Here is a 15,542-nt window from a genome sequence, read left to right as displayed (position 1 = left end):
CCTAACGATTCGGTATCCATTTTTTACGCTGATTGTGGGAAAGCACACCTTTTACTGGTGGGTCTGGGGTTGGTTCGTCTGTCTGTCAGGGCAACGGCACTGCTTCGCGCAAATCGATTCGGTACGGTCGGGTCGACTGCCGATTGACCCCGGCGTGTCACTTTCGGCCGTGACGGTACGGGCTATTGCTCCCGAGCGATTTCTGGCCGGCCAGAAACTTCAGCGCATCGACTCGACTACGCTGCTCCAGTTCCGGTTCGGCACCCTGACCGATTTGCTGACGTTCAACACCCCCCTGGCGTTCAAAAACTACGGTCCGGGTCAACTCGCAACGGTGTCGTTTCGGGGCACCTCTGCCAATCATACGGCTGTGCTTTGGAACGGAATCAACATCAACCAGCCCAATCTTGGGCAGACCGATTTTTCGACCCTGCCCGTCGCAGGCTTCGACCGACTGGCGGTGCAATACGGATCGGGGGGGAGTGCCATTGGATCGGATGCGGTTGGAGGGAGCATTTTGCTCGGCACTTCTCCAGACTGGCAAACGAAGTTGGGCATATTGTTTGGACAGCAGCTTGCGTCGTTTCGAACTAATCAGACCCAGTTAGGAGTCCGGTATGGCGGAATGCTGGGCCAATCGTGGCAGTTCTCGGGCCGCACCTTCGGGTATCGGACCCAGTTGAATAACGATTATCCATACCGGGAGCGAAAAGGATATTTCATGGAGCCCTCTGTAACAGCACAGCGTGGGCTGATTCAGGATCTGACCTTCCGTCACAAGAACGGTCAACAATTGTCCGTAAATGCCTGGTTGACCGATAATGACCTGGTTGTTGCCCCTCAGGATTCCATTGCGCGTGAGCGTACTCGTACACAATCGGCTCGGCTGCTGGCAACCTACGAAGCCAATCGGATGACGGTTCGCCTGGGCTGGATTCGCGACCTGCTTGATTATGGCAAGGGTGATTTTACACAACCCAGCCATACCCAGACGGATCGGTTTATTGGCCGGGTCGAGCGGGAGTTTGCGCTCTGGCCAACTCAGCAGCGAATACAACTGAATCTTCGGCTGGGGGGAGAGTGGTCACACTACCGTACGCACACCGATGGCTATGGCGGAAAGTTAATTACAGAGAATCGGCAGGACCTGTACGCTTTACTGCGGCTTCAGACCTCGCGCTGGCTGGTATCGGCCAACATCCGACAGGCGTTCGTCACTCGGTTCAATCCACCGCTGACCCCGTCGCTGGGGGGCGAGTATAAACTAGTTCAGCATACCCGGCTGACGCTGACCGGTAAGGGTTCGGTTGGGTACAGCTACCGGGTTCCGACACTTAATGAGCGGTATTGGCTGGGATTGGGTAACCCCGACCAGCGTCCGGAGAGAGGACTAAACCTGGAAGCTGGTCTGGCAGGCGCTGTAACCCTCTCGCAGCAACTGAACCTTACTGCAGAAGCCACGGCTTACCATAACCGGATCGATGACTGGGCCTACTGGAACCCGGCTAAAGATTACCACGTCGAAAACCTGCAACTAGTGGTAGCTCGTGGAGGAGAGTTTACAACGACGCTTGCTTACGCCAGACAAACCTGGCGCGCGGGCCTGCGAATCGGCTATGCCCTGACGCACACTTCGCAGGAACGGGTATACGATGCCTATGCACAGGATATCGTGGGTAAGCAATTGCCGTACGTACCCATTCATACCGGTACGCTCAATGCCTATGTACAATACAAACGAACACGCCTGACGGTGCAGTCGCAGGCTACCTCGCGCCGGTACGTTACCTTCGACAACAGCCAGTTTTTTAAGGGTGTTGTAATTTCAAATGTATTGCTGGAAACGACTGCCCGACTGCTGACGGTACCCGTTCGGATTCAGGGCCAAGTGGCTAACGTCTTCGACACGTTGGTGATTAATGTGAAACAGAATGCGATGCCTGGGCGAAACTGGGCCATAAATGTGCTTATCAATTTTCCATCTAATATTCCATGAAGAATCAGTTAATCAAAGGAATTGTAGTCAGTTCGCTGGCCCTAAGCGTCTGGAACTGTAAAACCTCCGATCCTGAACCAACCCCCTACGGAGAAGGTGTCTATATTTTAAATGCAGGAAATTTTTTCGATAACAACGGGTCTATTTCTTTCCTGAACAGAAGTTCCACAACGGCTTCGACCGATATTTTTAATGCGGTAAATGCGCGCACACTGAAGGGAGGAATTCAGGATTATACCGAAATAGATGGCAAAGGAGTAATTCTGGTAGACAATAGTACAGCTGGGCAGGATAAGGTGGAGATCGTCGAGTCGGGCACTTTCAAATCACTGACTACCATTGCGGCTCCCGATGTCGAGAATCCACGCTATGTTGTCAAGGCGGGGCTCAATAAAGCATACATAAGCTGCTGGGATGCCACCGGTTCTTCTCCTTTCTACGTGAATCCAGGTTATGTTCTCGTGGTAGACCTCGCATCGAGAACGGTAAAGAAGAAAATTTCGGTTCCTAAAGGAGCCGAACGGATCATTGTCGTGGGCAATGAAGCCTTTGTGGGGAACGTAGGTGGCGAACGAACGCTGGCCGTAATCAATACCGATACGGATGAGTTGAAACAGCCCGGCCTTGACGTAGGAGTGAACCCCAATCCTATAGCTGTAGATGCAAACAGTAAGTTGTGGGCTTATGCATCGTCGACAAAAGAAATGGTCAAAATCGACCCTGCCAGTAAAGCAATCGAAACTCGTTTAGTCGTAGGAAAAGCAGATCGGTCGGCTCGTTCCATTGCCATCAGCGCTGACAAGAAGACCTTTTACTTCGTCAACACTTTTTACGATGCCAACTTTGCTGAAAAAGGTGAAACCTATCAATTCTCGATCGATGCAACCAGTATTCCAGCGACAACGCCCTTCATTGGACGCTTATTTACCGGTCTAGGGGTCGATCCACAAACTGGAATTATTTACGCCGGTGTTACGCCTTCTTACAAGCAGGCTGGGTATGTACTGCGTTATAAGCCTGGTGCTACCACCTCTACCCTGATCGACTCGGTTAAGGCTGAGATAGCCCCTTCTAGCTTTTACTTCCGATGAGTCGGGCGAAGGCCATTATGAACTGGAGCGGAGGAAAAGATTCCGCTCTTGCTTTGTACCATAGTCTTCAATCCGACCGATGGGATATCCGAAGTTTGCTGACCACCGTCAATGAGCAGTATGACCGGGTAAGCATGCACGGTGTGCGAACCGAGCTACTGGTGGCTCAGGCCGACCGGCTGGGAATTCCGCTTCAGAGGCTGAATCTGCCGGGCGACGTATCGATGGAAATTTATAATGACCGTCTGCAAAGTGCGCTTCAGGAATTCCGGGCAGCGGGTATCTCGCATTCCATCTTCGGGGATCTTTTTCTGGCCGATCTTCGACACTACCGCGAAGCGCAGCTGCAACAGGTGGGTTTAAAGGCCGACTTTCCGCTCTGGCATCGCAATACGACCGAGTTGATCCATGAATTCGTAGACCTGGGTTTTCGGGCCGTGCTGGTTTGCGTGAACGAGAAGCAATTGAGCCCGGATTTTGTCGGTCGGGAGTTGACCCTGGATTTGCTGAAGGAACTGCCCAGAACAGTCGATCCCTGTGGCGAAAATGGCGAGTACCACTCGTTTGTCTATGATGGTCCCATCTTTTCTTCACCTGTTCCTTTCGTAAAAGGCGAAGTGGTTCGCCGGATTTACACGCCCTCGGGCCAAACGGACTCTCATACGGATCAGGCCGATACACGCTGGGATACTGGCTTCTGGTACCAGGATTTACAATTACCCGTTTAAGATTAATCATTCATAATAATACGTCGGCGGAGTCGGTAAATGGGGGATACAGTCCTTCAGGCCTGGCTTCGCCGACGTATTTTTAAGTACGGCAGAATCGTATACTGAACACTATTCTACTGAATACACCAGCTAATTCCCTTAGCTAGAAGAGGAAATTTGGCAGACTTTGCCTTTTACCAACGAGAATTACATTTTTTTAATCGTGCCATAATCGATATTGCCTTTTTTAGTTTTATCTTTCTTGGCTAAAAAATTATAGTTTACCAATACCTATCTTATCTATGAAACGCAGAGAGGCCTTACAGCAGGCAGCCTTGATGATGGGAGGAATCCTGTCGGCTCCCACGCTGGCCGGTGCCATGGGGCGCATCACCAATCTGGGTCCCAGTGTAGCGGTTACTCCCGAGCAGGAAACCCTGCTGGCCGAGGTAGCTGATGTGATTATCCCAACGACCAAAACCCCCGGTGCCAAAGCGGCTGGGGTCGAAAAGTTCATCGTCCGGGTAATGCGCGATTGCTATCCAAAAGAAGAACAGGATAAGTTTTATGCCGGGCTGGCGAAGCTGGATGCCGACAGCAAAACCAAATTTGGGAAAGGATTTATGACACTGGATACCGCGCAGAAAAATGAAATGGTTAAAGAGACCATTACGGCGGATAAGCCCTTTTTCCTGCGCATGAAAGAACTTACTACCACCGGTTACTTTACCTCCGAGATTGGAGCCACCAAAGCCCTCGAATACTTACCCGTTCCGGGCCAGTTCAACGGTTGTATGCCGCTGAAACCCGGCCAGAAAGCCTGGGCGCTTTAATGTAAAATGAATAATGCACAATGAATAATTTGGATGGAACCGGGCTATTCGAGGCTTTTTCCCTTATTCATTATCCAGTCAAAAAAACATGAACCTCAATATTGACGCAATAAAAGATCAGACCTACGATGCTATCGTCATCGGGTCGGGCATTTCGGGTGGTTGGGCTTCGAAAGAGCTCACTCAGAAGGGATTACGAGTATTGATGCTCGAAAAAGGCCATCAGCTCGAACACGTTACGGGCTACGAGAATGCCATGAAAGATCCGTGGCAGCTTAAGTACAACGGCCGACTGACCGAAGCACAGAAAGCCACGCACCCCAAACTAATGCGCGACTATCCGTACAACGAAATGACCGAAACGTACTGGATGAAAGATACCGATGCGCTTTACAAGGAAGTAAAACGGTTCGACTGGTACCGGCCTAATATCGTTGGCGGTAAGTCTATCATGTGGGGACGGCAATCGTACCGATTGAGCGACATCGATTTTGAAGCGAATGCCAAAGACGGTATCGCCGTCGACTGGCCTATTCGGTATAAAGATGTTGCACCCTGGTATTCATACGTCGAAAAATTCGTCGGGATTTCGGGCGAAAAGCTGAACCTGCCGCAACTGCCGGACAGCGAGTTCCTGCCACCGATGGAGATGTATTGCGTGGAAAAAGAAGTTCGAAAACGCATCGAAAAGAATTTTCCGGGGCGAACCATGACTATCGGGCGGGTGGCGAACCTGTCGAAAGCGGGCGAGGCTCAGTTGGGCGTTGGCCGGGCTCCGTGTCAGTACCGAAACAAATGCTCGCTGGGATGCCCTTACGGGGCGTATTTCAGTACGCAGTCGTGTACGCTGCCGCCTGCCGCTAAAACCGGTCTGCTGACACTCAGACCCGATTCAGTCGTAACGGAGGTGTTGTACGATGAGAATAAAAAGCGGGCGACCGGTGTCCGGATCGTCGATGCCGTTACGCTACAAAGCAAGGAATACTACGCGCCGATTATTTTCGTATGTGGCAGCTCCCTGGGAACCACGGCTATTCTGCTGAATTCCAAGTCGAACCGTTTTCCGAACGGGCTGGGCAACGATTCTGAACAGTTGGGCCATAACCTGATGGATCACCATTTCCGCATTGGCGCGTCGGGCGACTGGGAAGGCGATCTGGATAAGTACTACATCGGTCGGCGGGCAAACGGTATCTACGTGCCGCGTTACCGCAATATTGGCAACGACAAACGTGATTACCTGCGCGGATTCGGCTACCAGGGCGGGGGCAGCCGGCAAAACTGGCAACGGAACATTGCCGAACTGAGTTTTGGGGCCGAGTATAAGGAGGAACTGACCCAGCCCGGACCGTGGACGATGGGCCTGGGCGGCTTCGGTGAGACACTGCCTTACTACGAAAACCGGATGTATCTCGACAAAAACGAGAAAGATAAGTGGGGTATGCCACTCGTGGTGTTCGATGCGGAACTGCGGGAAAACGAGAAGAAAATGCGCGTCGATATGATGAACGATGCTAAGGAAATGCTGGAGTCGGCAGGCGTCAAAAACGTGAAAGCCTATGATCGGGGTTCGTTTCTGGGCATGGCTATTCACGAAATGGGTACCGCTCGCATGGGCCGCGACCCGAAAACATCGGTCCTGAACGGAAATAATCAGGTACACGCCGTAAAGAATGTGTTCGTGACCGACGGAGCCTGTATGACGTCGGCCTCCTGCGTAAACCCATCGCTGACCTATATGGCGCTAACCGCCCGGGCGGTTAATTTCGCCGTGGCTGAATCGAAGAAGAAAAGCTTGTAAGCCTGATCTCAAAAACGCCGTGCTGATTCTCTTCTCAGCACGGCGTTTTGTGTAGAAACAAATTCGATTAAAACAGTCGTCCTAGAAATATCAGCACGATAGCGCCACCGACTGAGATTAATAGGTTCATGAGTAGCCCATCGTTTTCGGGATCGTTGCCGAGTCGCTTTGCAATGAAACCCCCGACCCACCCACCAACAATGCCTAACAATACATTCACGATGGCGGAGTGATGACTATCCATAACCCGGCTGGCGATAAAGCCGGCAATGCCGCCCAGTAAAATTGAAAACAGAAAGCCCATACTAGTGATCAAGTTTAGGGTGTAGCCGATATGGCGATGTAATGCTACATAAAAAGATGGAAAATTAGTGTTGTTTTCAAGGGTAATTGCCCGTGAAAATTGTAACAGAAATGGGTATAAACAGACTATATACTCATTTTAGCTATTGAGTAAATATTCCTGCTTTCAAAAGTCGTCTCTTCCTATATATACATGAAGCCATGAAATCATCCATAGTTGCTAAGCGCTCCCTGTTTTCCCGGCGAACTATCGCTGTTTCTGCGTCAGCATTGATTGTGGCAGGATCTTTTATCGGCGCTTATCAGAATCGCAACCTCAACGCAGCCTCGGAACGCTACCTGTCGGGATTATTCGCTCAATTAAGCGACGATGATAAACATGATCCGAAATACGCCGTCGGAAGTCTGAACATAGCGCCTGGCCTCGAAGCCACGCTCTTTGCGTCGGAACCGATGCTGACCAATCCAACCGATATCGATGTCGATGCGCGTGGGCGGGTGTGGGTCTGCGAAGCCTATAATTACCGGCCTGCCATCAATGGTAATCCGACCCGCAAGGAAGGCGACCGCATCGTCATTCTGGAAGACCAGAACAACGACGGAAAAGCCGATGTCAGTAAGGTCTTCTACCAGGGCCCCGATATCGAGTCGCCATTGGGTATCTGGGTACAGGGTAATAAGGTGATCGTGTCGGACAGCCCGAACGTGTGGGTGCTGACGGACGAAAATGGCGACGACAAAGCCGACAAAAAAGAACTGCTCTTCACGGGCATCGGTGGCGAACAGCACGACCATGGCATGCACACGTTCGTGTTCGGTCCTGATGGGAAGTGGTATTTCAACTTTGGTAACGAAGGAAAGCAACTGCTGGATAAAGACGGCAAACCGGTTATCGATATTGCAACTGGTAACCCCATCAACAAGCAGAATTTCAAACAGGGCATGGTCTTCCGCTGCGATCCCGACGGCAAGAACGTTGAGCTGTTAGGGCAAAATTTCCGCAATAACTACGAAGTCGCTGTCGACTCCTACGGCACCCTGTGGCAGTCGGACAACGACGACGACGGTAACAAGGGCGTTCGGATCAACTACGTCATGGAATATGGCAACTACGGCTATACCGACGAGATGACCGGTGCTGGCTGGCAGGCCAATCGCGATAACCTCGAACCCGAAATTCCTCGTCGGCACTGGCACCTCAACGATCCGGGCGTTGTGCCGAATCTTTTGCAAACCGGAGCGGGTTCGCCAACGGGCATCATCGTGTATGAAGGCAAGCTGCTACCCGAAGTTTTTAGAAATCAGGTGATTCACTGCGATGCCGGTCCCAATGTCGTGCGCTCGTATCCTGTGCAGAAAGAGGGAGCTGGCTATAAAGCTGAGATTGTTAACGTGCTGGAAGGTACTCGTGATCAGTGGTTTCGGCCGGCCGACATATGCGTAGCACCCGACGGCTCGCTCATCATTGCCGACTGGTACGATCCGGGCGTGGGCGGACACCAGGCGGGCGACCAGAACCGCGGGCGTGTGTACCGCGTGGCGCCCCCCAATACCCCATATGTCATGCCCAAAGTAGATGTTTCATCGACTGAAGGGGCCATCGACGCGCTGCAAAGTCCAAACATGGCCATTCGGTACGCGGCCTGGAACAAGCTGCATGACATGGGTAAGAAAGCCGAAAAGCCTCTGGCGAAACTGTACAAGAACTCAGATAATTCCCGGATGCAGGCCCGCGCGCTGTGGCTGTTGAGTAAACTCGACAACGGAGCGAAATACATCGAAACTGCGCTGAAAAGTAACAATCCCGATTTACGCATTACGGCCTTACGCGCTGCCCGCGAGTTAAAGGGCGACATCATTCCGTACGTCAAACAACTGGTCAACGATACGGATGCTCAGGTTCGTCGGGAGGCTATTATTGCCTTACGCGGAAGTAAATCTCCTGATGCACCGGGCTTGTGGGCGCAGCTGGCAAAACAATACGATGGCAAAGATCGGTGGTACCTCGAAGCACTGGGCATCGGTGCCGAGGGCAACTGGGACACCTATTATGTGGCCTGGGCCAAACAGCAGGACCCACTGGCCAGCCCAGCCGGCCGGGATATTGTCTGGCGCGCCCGCACGAAAGAATCCGTTCCGATGCTAGCCAAACTTGCGGGTGACCCATCGGTCGACCTGACCCAACGGTTGCGTTATTTCCGGGCGTTCGACTTTAACCCAGGGGCTACCGAAAAATCGAAGGCACTACTTGCGCTTCTACAGGCTAATAGTGGATCGACCGACGTCACAAAACTGGCGCTGCGACACCTCGACCCGGATTTTGTAAAAAATTCATCGGTAGCAGCTGCCGCTCTGAATAAACTGATGGGCGATGTATACGGAACTCCCGAGTACATCGAGCTTGTCACTCGCTACGAACCCATCTCTGAAAATGCCCATTTGAAACAACTGGCTGTACAAAAAGCTATGGATGGAATCGGGCGGGATGCCACTCGTCAGCTGCTTAAGCAAGGTGGAGGTCCTATGGTATGGGAGGTGCTCAACGGCAGCGATCCGGATGCGGCTCTGAATATGTTGGTGGCGTTACGTCGGGTGGGTAACAAAGAGTCGATCGACATTTTGAAAACCGTCGCCCTCGACGAAAAGCGATCGGCAGCCCTTCGTCGGGAAGCCACGCGCTCGTTGGGCGGTAGCATGGACGGCGCCGACGTAGTGATCGCGCTGCTACAATCCGGGGATATCAAAGGCGATTATAAAAAAGCAGCTGTGCAGGGGGTTAGCAATGACTGGCGTAAGAATATCCGGCAGCAGGCCGCTGGTTTTCTGGATGGCGGGCAAAGTGCCGAAGGGAAAAAACTGCCGAATGTAAACGAACTGCTGACCATGAAAGGTGACGCGGCTAAAGGTGTACTCGTTTTCAAAAACAACTGTGTTATCTGCCATCAGGTCAATGGGGAAGGTATGGACTTTGGGCCAAAATTATCCGAGATTGGGTCAAAGCTGCCCAAAGAAGGACAATACCTGGCCATTCTGCACCCCGACGCAGGCATTAGTTTTGGCTTCGAAGGCTGGGAAGTGAAGTTTAAAGACGGCAGCTCGATGACGGGGATTGTATCCAGCAAAACCGAAACCGACCTGCAAATGAAGTTCCCGGGCGGGGTGGTCCAGAACTACAAAATGGCCGACGTAGTGTCGATGAAACAGATTGATACGTCCATGATGCCATCGGGTTTGCAGGAAGCCATGAGTACGCAGGAATTAGTCGATTTAGTCGAATACTTAGCCAGTTTAAAAAAGAATAAAAATCAGGAGTAATTTAATGCCGCTGATTGGACATGATTAGCCCGCTATATAAACCTGGTGGTAAAATCGAAGTCGGTCAGTCCCATCACATAAACTCGGCGGAGCCGCCCGTTCGGTTCAGACCTTAACCACTTATGCAACGACGCAATTTCGTAAAATCAACAGTTGGATTGGCTGGCGCAGCCATCTCGGGCGAATCCGCAGCTACCAACTGGCATGCCCAGCCCAATGTTCTGGCTAAGAACAATTTTAAGCTCAAATACGCCCCGCATTTCGGCATGTTTGAAAACAGTGCCGGAAAAGACCTTATCGATCAGCTTAAGTTTATGGCTGATATGGGTTTTACTGCGCTGGAAGACAACGGTATGATGGGCAGAGATGCGGCTACGCAGGAGAAAATAGCCAAAGAGATGTCGCGACTGGGTATGACAATGGGCGTATTTGTTCTCGATAAAGGCGGTAACGGTCAGAATTCGCTTGCAACCGGGAAGCCCGAATACGTCGACATTTTCCTGAAAGGCTGTCAGAAAGCGGTAGAAACCGCCAAACGGGTCAATACCAAGTTTACGACCGTCGTTCCCGGTGATTTTGAACGGAATCTGCCTATCGGTATCCAGACCGGCCACGTCATCGATGCCCTGCGCCGGGGGGCCGACATATTGGCCCCTGCGGGCGTAGCGATGGTACTGGAGCCGCTCAGCGATACGCCCAACCTGTTTCTGCGAACATCCGATCAGACGTACGAAATCTGCCGGGCGGTCAATAGTCCATCGTGCAAGATTCTATTCGATATCTACCACATGCAGAAAAACGAAGGGCATATCATTCCGCACATCAACTGGTGCTGGAGCGAAATCGGGTATTTTCAGATTGGCGATAATCCAGGTCGTAAGGAGCCGACAACGGGGGAAATCAACTACAAAAACGTCTTCAAATATATCTATGACAAGCAGAAAGCTGAGAATAAAGAGTTTATTTTCGGCATGGAGCACGGCATTTCCAAACCAGGTAAAGAAGGCGAACTGGCTCTGATCAAAGCCTACCTCGAATCGGATAGCTTTGTTGCATAAGAGAGATCTGTCAGCTTTCCGACCGCTGTGTGGGGTTTAGGAAAGGTTAATATATAACAAAAGGGTAATCGGGAGGATGCATCCAACTGATTACCCTTTTTGGCTTCGTAAATGTCTTTCTTAGAGAACGACGACCGAGTTCTCTTCACCCGCTACACCGCTGGCGACGTATTTGTCGGCAGCCCAATCGTTGGTCCAGGTGGTGCCATCCAGCACATAGCGGTATTGGTATTCACTACCCACAGGCAGTTCAATGGTGGTTTTGTACGAACCATCTTTCTGCTTTTTCAACACCTGAGCAGCAGGGTCCCAGCTGTTGAATTCACCGGCCAGAGCGACCGTTTTTGCACCATTGACGGCTTCGGCCGGCAACTCAAACGTTACTTTTGCAAGAGGCTTGCTTTTGAGAAATTGTTTGGCAACTGCCATATTGGTTCATTGTTTGGTTCCTTCTGCAAAATTATAGTACAAAATAAGTAATATCATAATTATCAGTTGCTTATAGGTTACTTTTCTTGAAATATTGCAATGTTCTGTGTGTAGTATTATAGTTGCTTATATAAAAAACGTCCAATTTTACCGCTCATTTTCACAGATCACCAAGTAGTTCTTTTGCTATACATTCAACAGTTTGCAATCGTTTATTAAACGGCCCACTTACCAGTGTATAAGGCTGTTCCCGCTGGTTCAGTGCCCGTTCGAAACGAGCCAGCATCTCCAAACGTCGGTGTCCCTGATCGCGTAGATGGTCTGCCACCCAGGGCACATCGATGTCTAATAGCACATAGGCATCATATCGGATTTGTTGCTCCAGTTCATACAAAATAGGAGGTACTTCTCCCAGATAAAGTTCAGCATAGATCTGCGTCGTAATCAGGTCAGTATCGCAGAAAAGAATTCGGTTAGCCTGCTGTTCGGCTTTTCTCACCGCATCTGTTTGAGCTGTGCCAATGCGAATAAAATCGTCGGGAGTAAAATTGTTGGAATTAATGAGGGTACGGGCCATTTCGGGTACGAAGACCGTCTGAAACGCAACCGCCAACTGGCGGGCGAGTGTGCTTTTCCCGACACTTTCCGGACCGTATAAACAAAGCTTTTTTACAAAATAAGGTTGTATAATGGCCGGAATATAATCCCAGTAGCGCGCCGGTTGCTGTCGGATCAACGTAGCCGAAATGGGTATCTGCTGCCGGGGCGGATCGAAAGCCACGTGCCGCAACCCGGAATGGTGAGCCAGGGGAACAGCGTACGCTTCAGACGAAAAAAATACGGTTACCGATGGAAACCGCCTTCGGATGAAGGCTGCCCAAAGCTTCGTGGCTTCCCACAGCGGTAAGGTTGGGTCGTGAAAATCGTTGCTTTCAGCGACAACCTCAATCGTTGGATAAGTAGAGAGTAGTTCCGTTAACCAGCTAAATCGAAGCTCGGGCGCAATAACGTCTTCGGGGTTGACGGTCATGGAAACGATGAGATGGTCGCACTGCTTACGTGCAAATTCGATCAGGGCCAGATGACCCTGATGAACCGGCATAAACTTGCCGAAAACCAGTCCTGTGATCATGTCATTTGAGGTGGGTAATTTTGATACTCCCGCGTCCAGGTCCAGGCCCCCACAGCGGCCACGAAGCAGAATGCAAAATACTCGATTCCTACGAATTTCACTCCTTTTACAAAATACATGTACGTCAGAATAGCGTCTACGACGAGCCAGACGTACCAGCACTCGACCCGCTTGTCGATCATGAGAAACGTAGCGACAATACTCATGACCGTGGTAAATGAATCGAGGTAGGGAAAAGCGCTAGGCTTGCTGAACAGAACCGGAAACCATTCATGCAGATTGCTGGCAAACGTACCCAACACAAGCGTTGCGACAAGTCCCGAAACGGTCCAGATCATCAGTTGCCGCGTCGGTATTCGACTAATCCGAAGTTCCTGGTGCTGATCGGCCTCGTTTTGCTTCGGATGTGTCCAGCGCCACCATCCCTGTACGTTGGTTACGAAGAAAAAGACCTGCAGAAACATGTCTGGGTAAAGCTGGATCTGGTAAAACAAAAAGAAGAATAGCAGCACGCTGACCGCGCCAATGGGCCAGCTCCAGACATGAGCCCGTGCCGAGAGCCACACGGCCACCGCCCCGCTGGTGGCACCGAAGAATTCGAGGTAGCTCATGGGATAGTCCCACACAGTAAAGAAAATAGTCCGGATGTCAAAAAAATCGGGCATGCGCGAAGGAATCAGCGTAGATTTCTCATATTTAATGCTACGAAAGTACGGATTAACCCTTTACCCGAACCCTCTAGTCTATGCAACGTATTGCCATGCTCGGGGGCGGCTTTATTGGCCGCTTCTATGCCGATTCCATCCACGGCCAGCGCAGCCGCGACAAGGTAGTCGCTGTTTACGCCCGCCGGCAGGAAACCGCCGACAAATTCAAAGCCGATTACAGCTGTAGCTTCGCATCGACCGATATGGAAGAAGTTATTGCGCATGCGGATGTGGATATGGTTTGTATCGCTCTGCCCAATAACATACATGAAACGGCCGTCAATCTGTGTGCGAAGCATAAGAAATCCGTTGTGTGCACCAAACCGCTCGGGCGGACGGGCGAAGAGGCTCTGCGGATGATGCAGACGGTTGAGGAAGCGGGCATTTTTGCCGGTTACCTCGAAGATTTATGTTATACACCTAAATTTCTGAAAGCGCTCGATAGTGTCAAAAATGGCGCTCTGGGCCGCATTCTCTGGGCTAAATCGCGGGAGACGCACCCAGGTCCGCACTCCGACTGGTTCTGGGATAAAGAACAGGCGGGTGGCGGTTGCATGCTCGATCTGGGTTGCCACTGCGTCGAAATTGCCCGGAGTTTCATCGGTAAAGACGTCCGGCCAGTCGAGGTCATGTGCTGGGCTGCCACGCAGGTCAAGCCGATTGAAGCCGAAGACCATGCCATCGCGCTGGTGAAATACGAGAACGGGGCCATCGGCCAGTTTGAAGTAAGCTGGACGTTCCGTGGTGGGATGGACCTGCGCGATGAAGTGATGGGCACCGAGGGAACCATCTGGATTAATAACTTTTTGCGGACGGGTTTCGAGATGTTTACGACTGGCAAAGGTGCCGACTATGTAGCCGAAAAAGCTGAATCCAATACGGGCTGGCTGTTTCCCGTTGGCGACGAAGTAAATGACCTGGGGTACAATCATATGTTTACCGACATGTTCAGCGCCCGGGAGGAGAACCGGCAGCCGATCGAAACGTTCTACGATGGTTATGTCGTCAATGCCATACTCGACGCGGCTTATCGATCGGCAGAAACGAAGCAGTGGGAGAAGGTGAACCTGCCCGTCTGGCGGGGTCAGGAAGGGCTAAAACCCGAATCCACCCTGGTCGATTACGACGCTGAACATTATCTGATCAAGCAGGAAATGACTCACGATGGCCGAAATAAACTCATTCTGAAGGAAAAGGCTACCGGAAGGATTATAGAACGGGATGTGGTTTAGCATGCGAACACGCCGGAAACGGGTTATAATGCAGGTGGAAACCGGCGGTTATTAGCCAGAAATCGAGGGTTATCACCTGCATTACAATCCGTAAAATATTCAGTAGAAATGTGGTTAGAGGCTAAAAAAATTGTGATCGTTGGCGGCACAACCGGTATAGGGTTGTCGGCTGCCCTGGCATTTGTTCGCGAAGGCGCCCAGGTTGTTGTTGTCGGACGAAACTCCGAAAGCTGTACAGCTGCCGAAAATCAGTTGAACGGGAACGGGCTTGCTATGTCGGGCGATGCGTCGAATCCGCAGACGGCCAGCAAGGCCATCGCCCTTTGTCAGCAAATTTTTGGCGGATTCGATGGTCTCTACCACGTAGCAGGGGGAAGCGGCCGTCGTGCGGGCGATGGCCCACTGCACGATCTCAGCCTTGAGGGATGGAACTACACGGTAAACCTTAACTTAACCTCCCTGATGCTCTCGAATCAGGCGGCTGTCCGCGCTTTTCGGGCTCAGGAGTCAGGCGGTACGATCCTCAACATGGGCTCCGTGCTTGGTTCGCGACCGTCGCCCACTTATTTTGCTACACATGCTTATGCCGCAGTCAAATCAGCAGTAATTGGGTTTACCAAGTCGATTGCCGCTTATTACGCCAACGATAACATCCGCGTGAATGCACTGGCTCCGGCGCTGGTCGAGACACCGATGGCGCAGCGGGCCGCTCAGGACGAGACGATCATGGAGTTTACCCGAACCAAACAACCTCTCGACGGTGGCCGTATTGGGCAACCCAACGACCTAGACGGAGCCGCCGTTTATTTTATGTCCGATTATTCAGCCTTCGCCACGGGGCAGGTGCTGACCGTCGATGGCGGCTGGAGCGTCAGCGAAGGGCAAATCTGAACCGAATAACCCATCTTCGATACTGAATCGTGAATAGCCCGACC

General features: G+C 51.5%; 13 protein-coding genes. 9 read left to right on the top strand and 4 right to left on the bottom strand.

Going from position 1 to position 15,542, the window contains the following annotated elements; translation table 11 throughout:
• The first annotated feature begins 34 nt into the window (after positions 1 to 34).
• The 5 genes from ACYVC2_RS26595 (at position 35) to ACYVC2_RS26575 (ending at position 6,431) form a co-directional block, all read left to right on the top strand.
• Entirely contained in the window at positions 35 to 1,996 is a 1,962-nt protein-coding gene (locus ACYVC2_RS26595; RefSeq protein WP_461107671.1) for a TonB-dependent receptor plug domain-containing protein, read from the top strand.
• Positions 1,993 to 3,087: a DUF5074 domain-containing protein gene (locus ACYVC2_RS26590; protein ID WP_461107669.1), complete on the top strand. Its 1,095-nt coding sequence runs from the start codon at positions 1,993 to 1,995 to the stop codon at positions 3,085 to 3,087. The genes ACYVC2_RS26595 and ACYVC2_RS26590 overlap by 4 nt, the downstream gene beginning before the upstream one ends.
• On the top strand, positions 3,084 to 3,815 hold the full coding sequence (locus tag ACYVC2_RS26585) for a Dph6-related ATP pyrophosphatase (RefSeq protein WP_461107667.1): 732 nt from the start codon (positions 3,084 to 3,086) through the stop codon (positions 3,813 to 3,815). Before ACYVC2_RS26590 ends, ACYVC2_RS26585 begins: the two co-directional genes overlap by 4 nt.
• A gap of 284 nt (positions 3,816 to 4,099) precedes the next feature.
• Positions 4,100 to 4,630, top strand: a complete 531-nt coding sequence (locus tag ACYVC2_RS26580; protein ID WP_461107665.1) for a gluconate 2-dehydrogenase subunit 3 family protein — start codon at positions 4,100 to 4,102, stop codon at positions 4,628 to 4,630.
• Positions 4,631 to 4,718: 88 nt separating this feature from the next.
• Positions 4,719 to 6,431, top strand: coding sequence for a GMC oxidoreductase (locus ACYVC2_RS26575; RefSeq protein ID WP_461107663.1), 1,713 nt, complete (start codon positions 4,719 to 4,721; stop codon positions 6,429 to 6,431).
• A gap of 67 nt (positions 6,432 to 6,498) precedes the next feature.
• Here ACYVC2_RS26575 and ACYVC2_RS26570 read toward each other — a convergent pair whose 3' ends face one another.
• Entirely contained in the window at positions 6,499 to 6,735 is a 237-nt protein-coding gene (locus tag ACYVC2_RS26570; protein WP_461107661.1) for a GlsB/YeaQ/YmgE family stress response membrane protein, read from the bottom strand.
• Between the two features lie 200 nt (positions 6,736 to 6,935).
• Here ACYVC2_RS26570 and ACYVC2_RS26565 point away from each other — a divergent pair, with 200 nt between their 5' ends.
• Both ACYVC2_RS26565 and ACYVC2_RS26560 read left to right on the top strand, forming a co-directional pair.
• Positions 6,936 to 10,049 (top strand): PVC-type heme-binding CxxCH protein, encoded by a 3,114-nt coding sequence (locus ACYVC2_RS26565; RefSeq protein ID WP_461107659.1) that lies wholly within the window; start codon positions 6,936 to 6,938, stop codon positions 10,047 to 10,049.
• Between the two features lie 122 nt (positions 10,050 to 10,171).
• Positions 10,172 to 11,107 (top strand): hydroxypyruvate isomerase family protein, encoded by a 936-nt coding sequence (locus tag ACYVC2_RS26560; protein WP_461107657.1) that lies wholly within the window; start codon positions 10,172 to 10,174, stop codon positions 11,105 to 11,107.
• Positions 11,108 to 11,227: 120 nt separating this feature from the next.
• Here ACYVC2_RS26560 and ACYVC2_RS26555 read toward each other — a convergent pair whose 3' ends face one another.
• The 3 genes from ACYVC2_RS26555 to pnuC form a co-directional block, all read right to left on the bottom strand.
• The gene (locus ACYVC2_RS26555; RefSeq protein ID WP_461107655.1) at positions 11,228 to 11,536 is read right to left on the bottom strand and encodes an isoamylase early set domain-containing protein; all 309 of its coding nucleotides are present in this window, start codon (positions 11,534 to 11,536) and stop codon (positions 11,228 to 11,230) included.
• A gap of 160 nt (positions 11,537 to 11,696) precedes the next feature.
• Positions 11,697 to 12,668: a pantoate--beta-alanine ligase gene (locus tag ACYVC2_RS26550; RefSeq protein WP_461107653.1), complete on the bottom strand. Its 972-nt coding sequence runs from the start codon at positions 12,666 to 12,668 to the stop codon at positions 11,697 to 11,699.
• Entirely contained in the window at positions 12,665 to 13,333 is a 669-nt protein-coding gene (gene pnuC / locus ACYVC2_RS26545; protein ID WP_461107651.1) for a nicotinamide riboside transporter PnuC, read from the bottom strand. The genes ACYVC2_RS26550 and pnuC overlap by 4 nt, the downstream gene beginning before the upstream one ends.
• A gap of 80 nt (positions 13,334 to 13,413) precedes the next feature.
• On the opposite strand from pnuC, the gene ACYVC2_RS26540 reads away from it, so the two are divergent.
• Both ACYVC2_RS26540 and ACYVC2_RS26535 read left to right on the top strand, forming a co-directional pair.
• On the top strand, positions 13,414 to 14,607 hold the full coding sequence (locus ACYVC2_RS26540) for a Gfo/Idh/MocA family protein (protein ID WP_461107649.1): 1,194 nt from the start codon (positions 13,414 to 13,416) through the stop codon (positions 14,605 to 14,607).
• A gap of 108 nt (positions 14,608 to 14,715) precedes the next feature.
• The gene (locus ACYVC2_RS26535; protein WP_461107647.1) at positions 14,716 to 15,498 is read left to right on the top strand and encodes an SDR family NAD(P)-dependent oxidoreductase; all 783 of its coding nucleotides are present in this window, start codon (positions 14,716 to 14,718) and stop codon (positions 15,496 to 15,498) included.
• The last annotated feature ends 44 nt before the right edge of the window (positions 15,499 to 15,542 follow it).

The sequence above is a fragment of the Spirosoma koreense genome, assembly GCF_054777875.1.
Note: the sequence above shows the minus strand (reverse complement) of the source record. Positions and strands in the feature narration are given on the sequence as shown.

Excerpts from the sequence above, each read along its gene's own strand:
- ACYVC2_RS26575 (WP_461107663.1), top strand. The coding sequence starts at position 4,719 with ATGAACCTCAATATTGACGCAATAAAAGATCAGACCTACGATGCTATC.
- ACYVC2_RS26580 (WP_461107665.1), top strand. The coding sequence starts at position 4,100 with ATGAAACGCAGAGAGGCCTTACAGCAGGCAGCCTTGATGATGGGAGGA.
- ACYVC2_RS26590 (WP_461107669.1), top strand. The coding sequence starts at position 1,993 with ATGAAGAATCAGTTAATCAAAGGAATTGTAGTCAGTTCGCTGGCCCTA.
- ACYVC2_RS26535 (WP_461107647.1), top strand. The coding sequence starts at position 14,716 with ATGTGGTTAGAGGCTAAAAAAATTGTGATCGTTGGCGGCACAACCGGT.
- pnuC (WP_461107651.1), bottom strand. The coding sequence starts at position 13,333 with ATGCCCGATTTTTTTGACATCCGGACTATTTTCTTTACTGTGTGGGAC.
- ACYVC2_RS26560 (WP_461107657.1), top strand. The coding sequence starts at position 10,172 with ATGCAACGACGCAATTTCGTAAAATCAACAGTTGGATTGGCTGGCGCA.
- ACYVC2_RS26565 (WP_461107659.1), top strand. The coding sequence starts at position 6,936 with ATGAAATCATCCATAGTTGCTAAGCGCTCCCTGTTTTCCCGGCGAACT.
- ACYVC2_RS26570 (WP_461107661.1), bottom strand. The coding sequence starts at position 6,735 with ATGGGCTTTCTGTTTTCAATTTTACTGGGCGGCATTGCCGGCTTTATC.
- ACYVC2_RS26555 (WP_461107655.1), bottom strand. The coding sequence starts at position 11,536 with ATGGCAGTTGCCAAACAATTTCTCAAAAGCAAGCCTCTTGCAAAAGTA.
- ACYVC2_RS26540 (WP_461107649.1), top strand. The coding sequence starts at position 13,414 with ATGCAACGTATTGCCATGCTCGGGGGCGGCTTTATTGGCCGCTTCTAT.
- ACYVC2_RS26585 (WP_461107667.1), top strand. The coding sequence starts at position 3,084 with ATGAGTCGGGCGAAGGCCATTATGAACTGGAGCGGAGGAAAAGATTCC.
- ACYVC2_RS26550 (WP_461107653.1), bottom strand. The coding sequence starts at position 12,668 with ATGATCACAGGACTGGTTTTCGGCAAGTTTATGCCGGTTCATCAGGGT.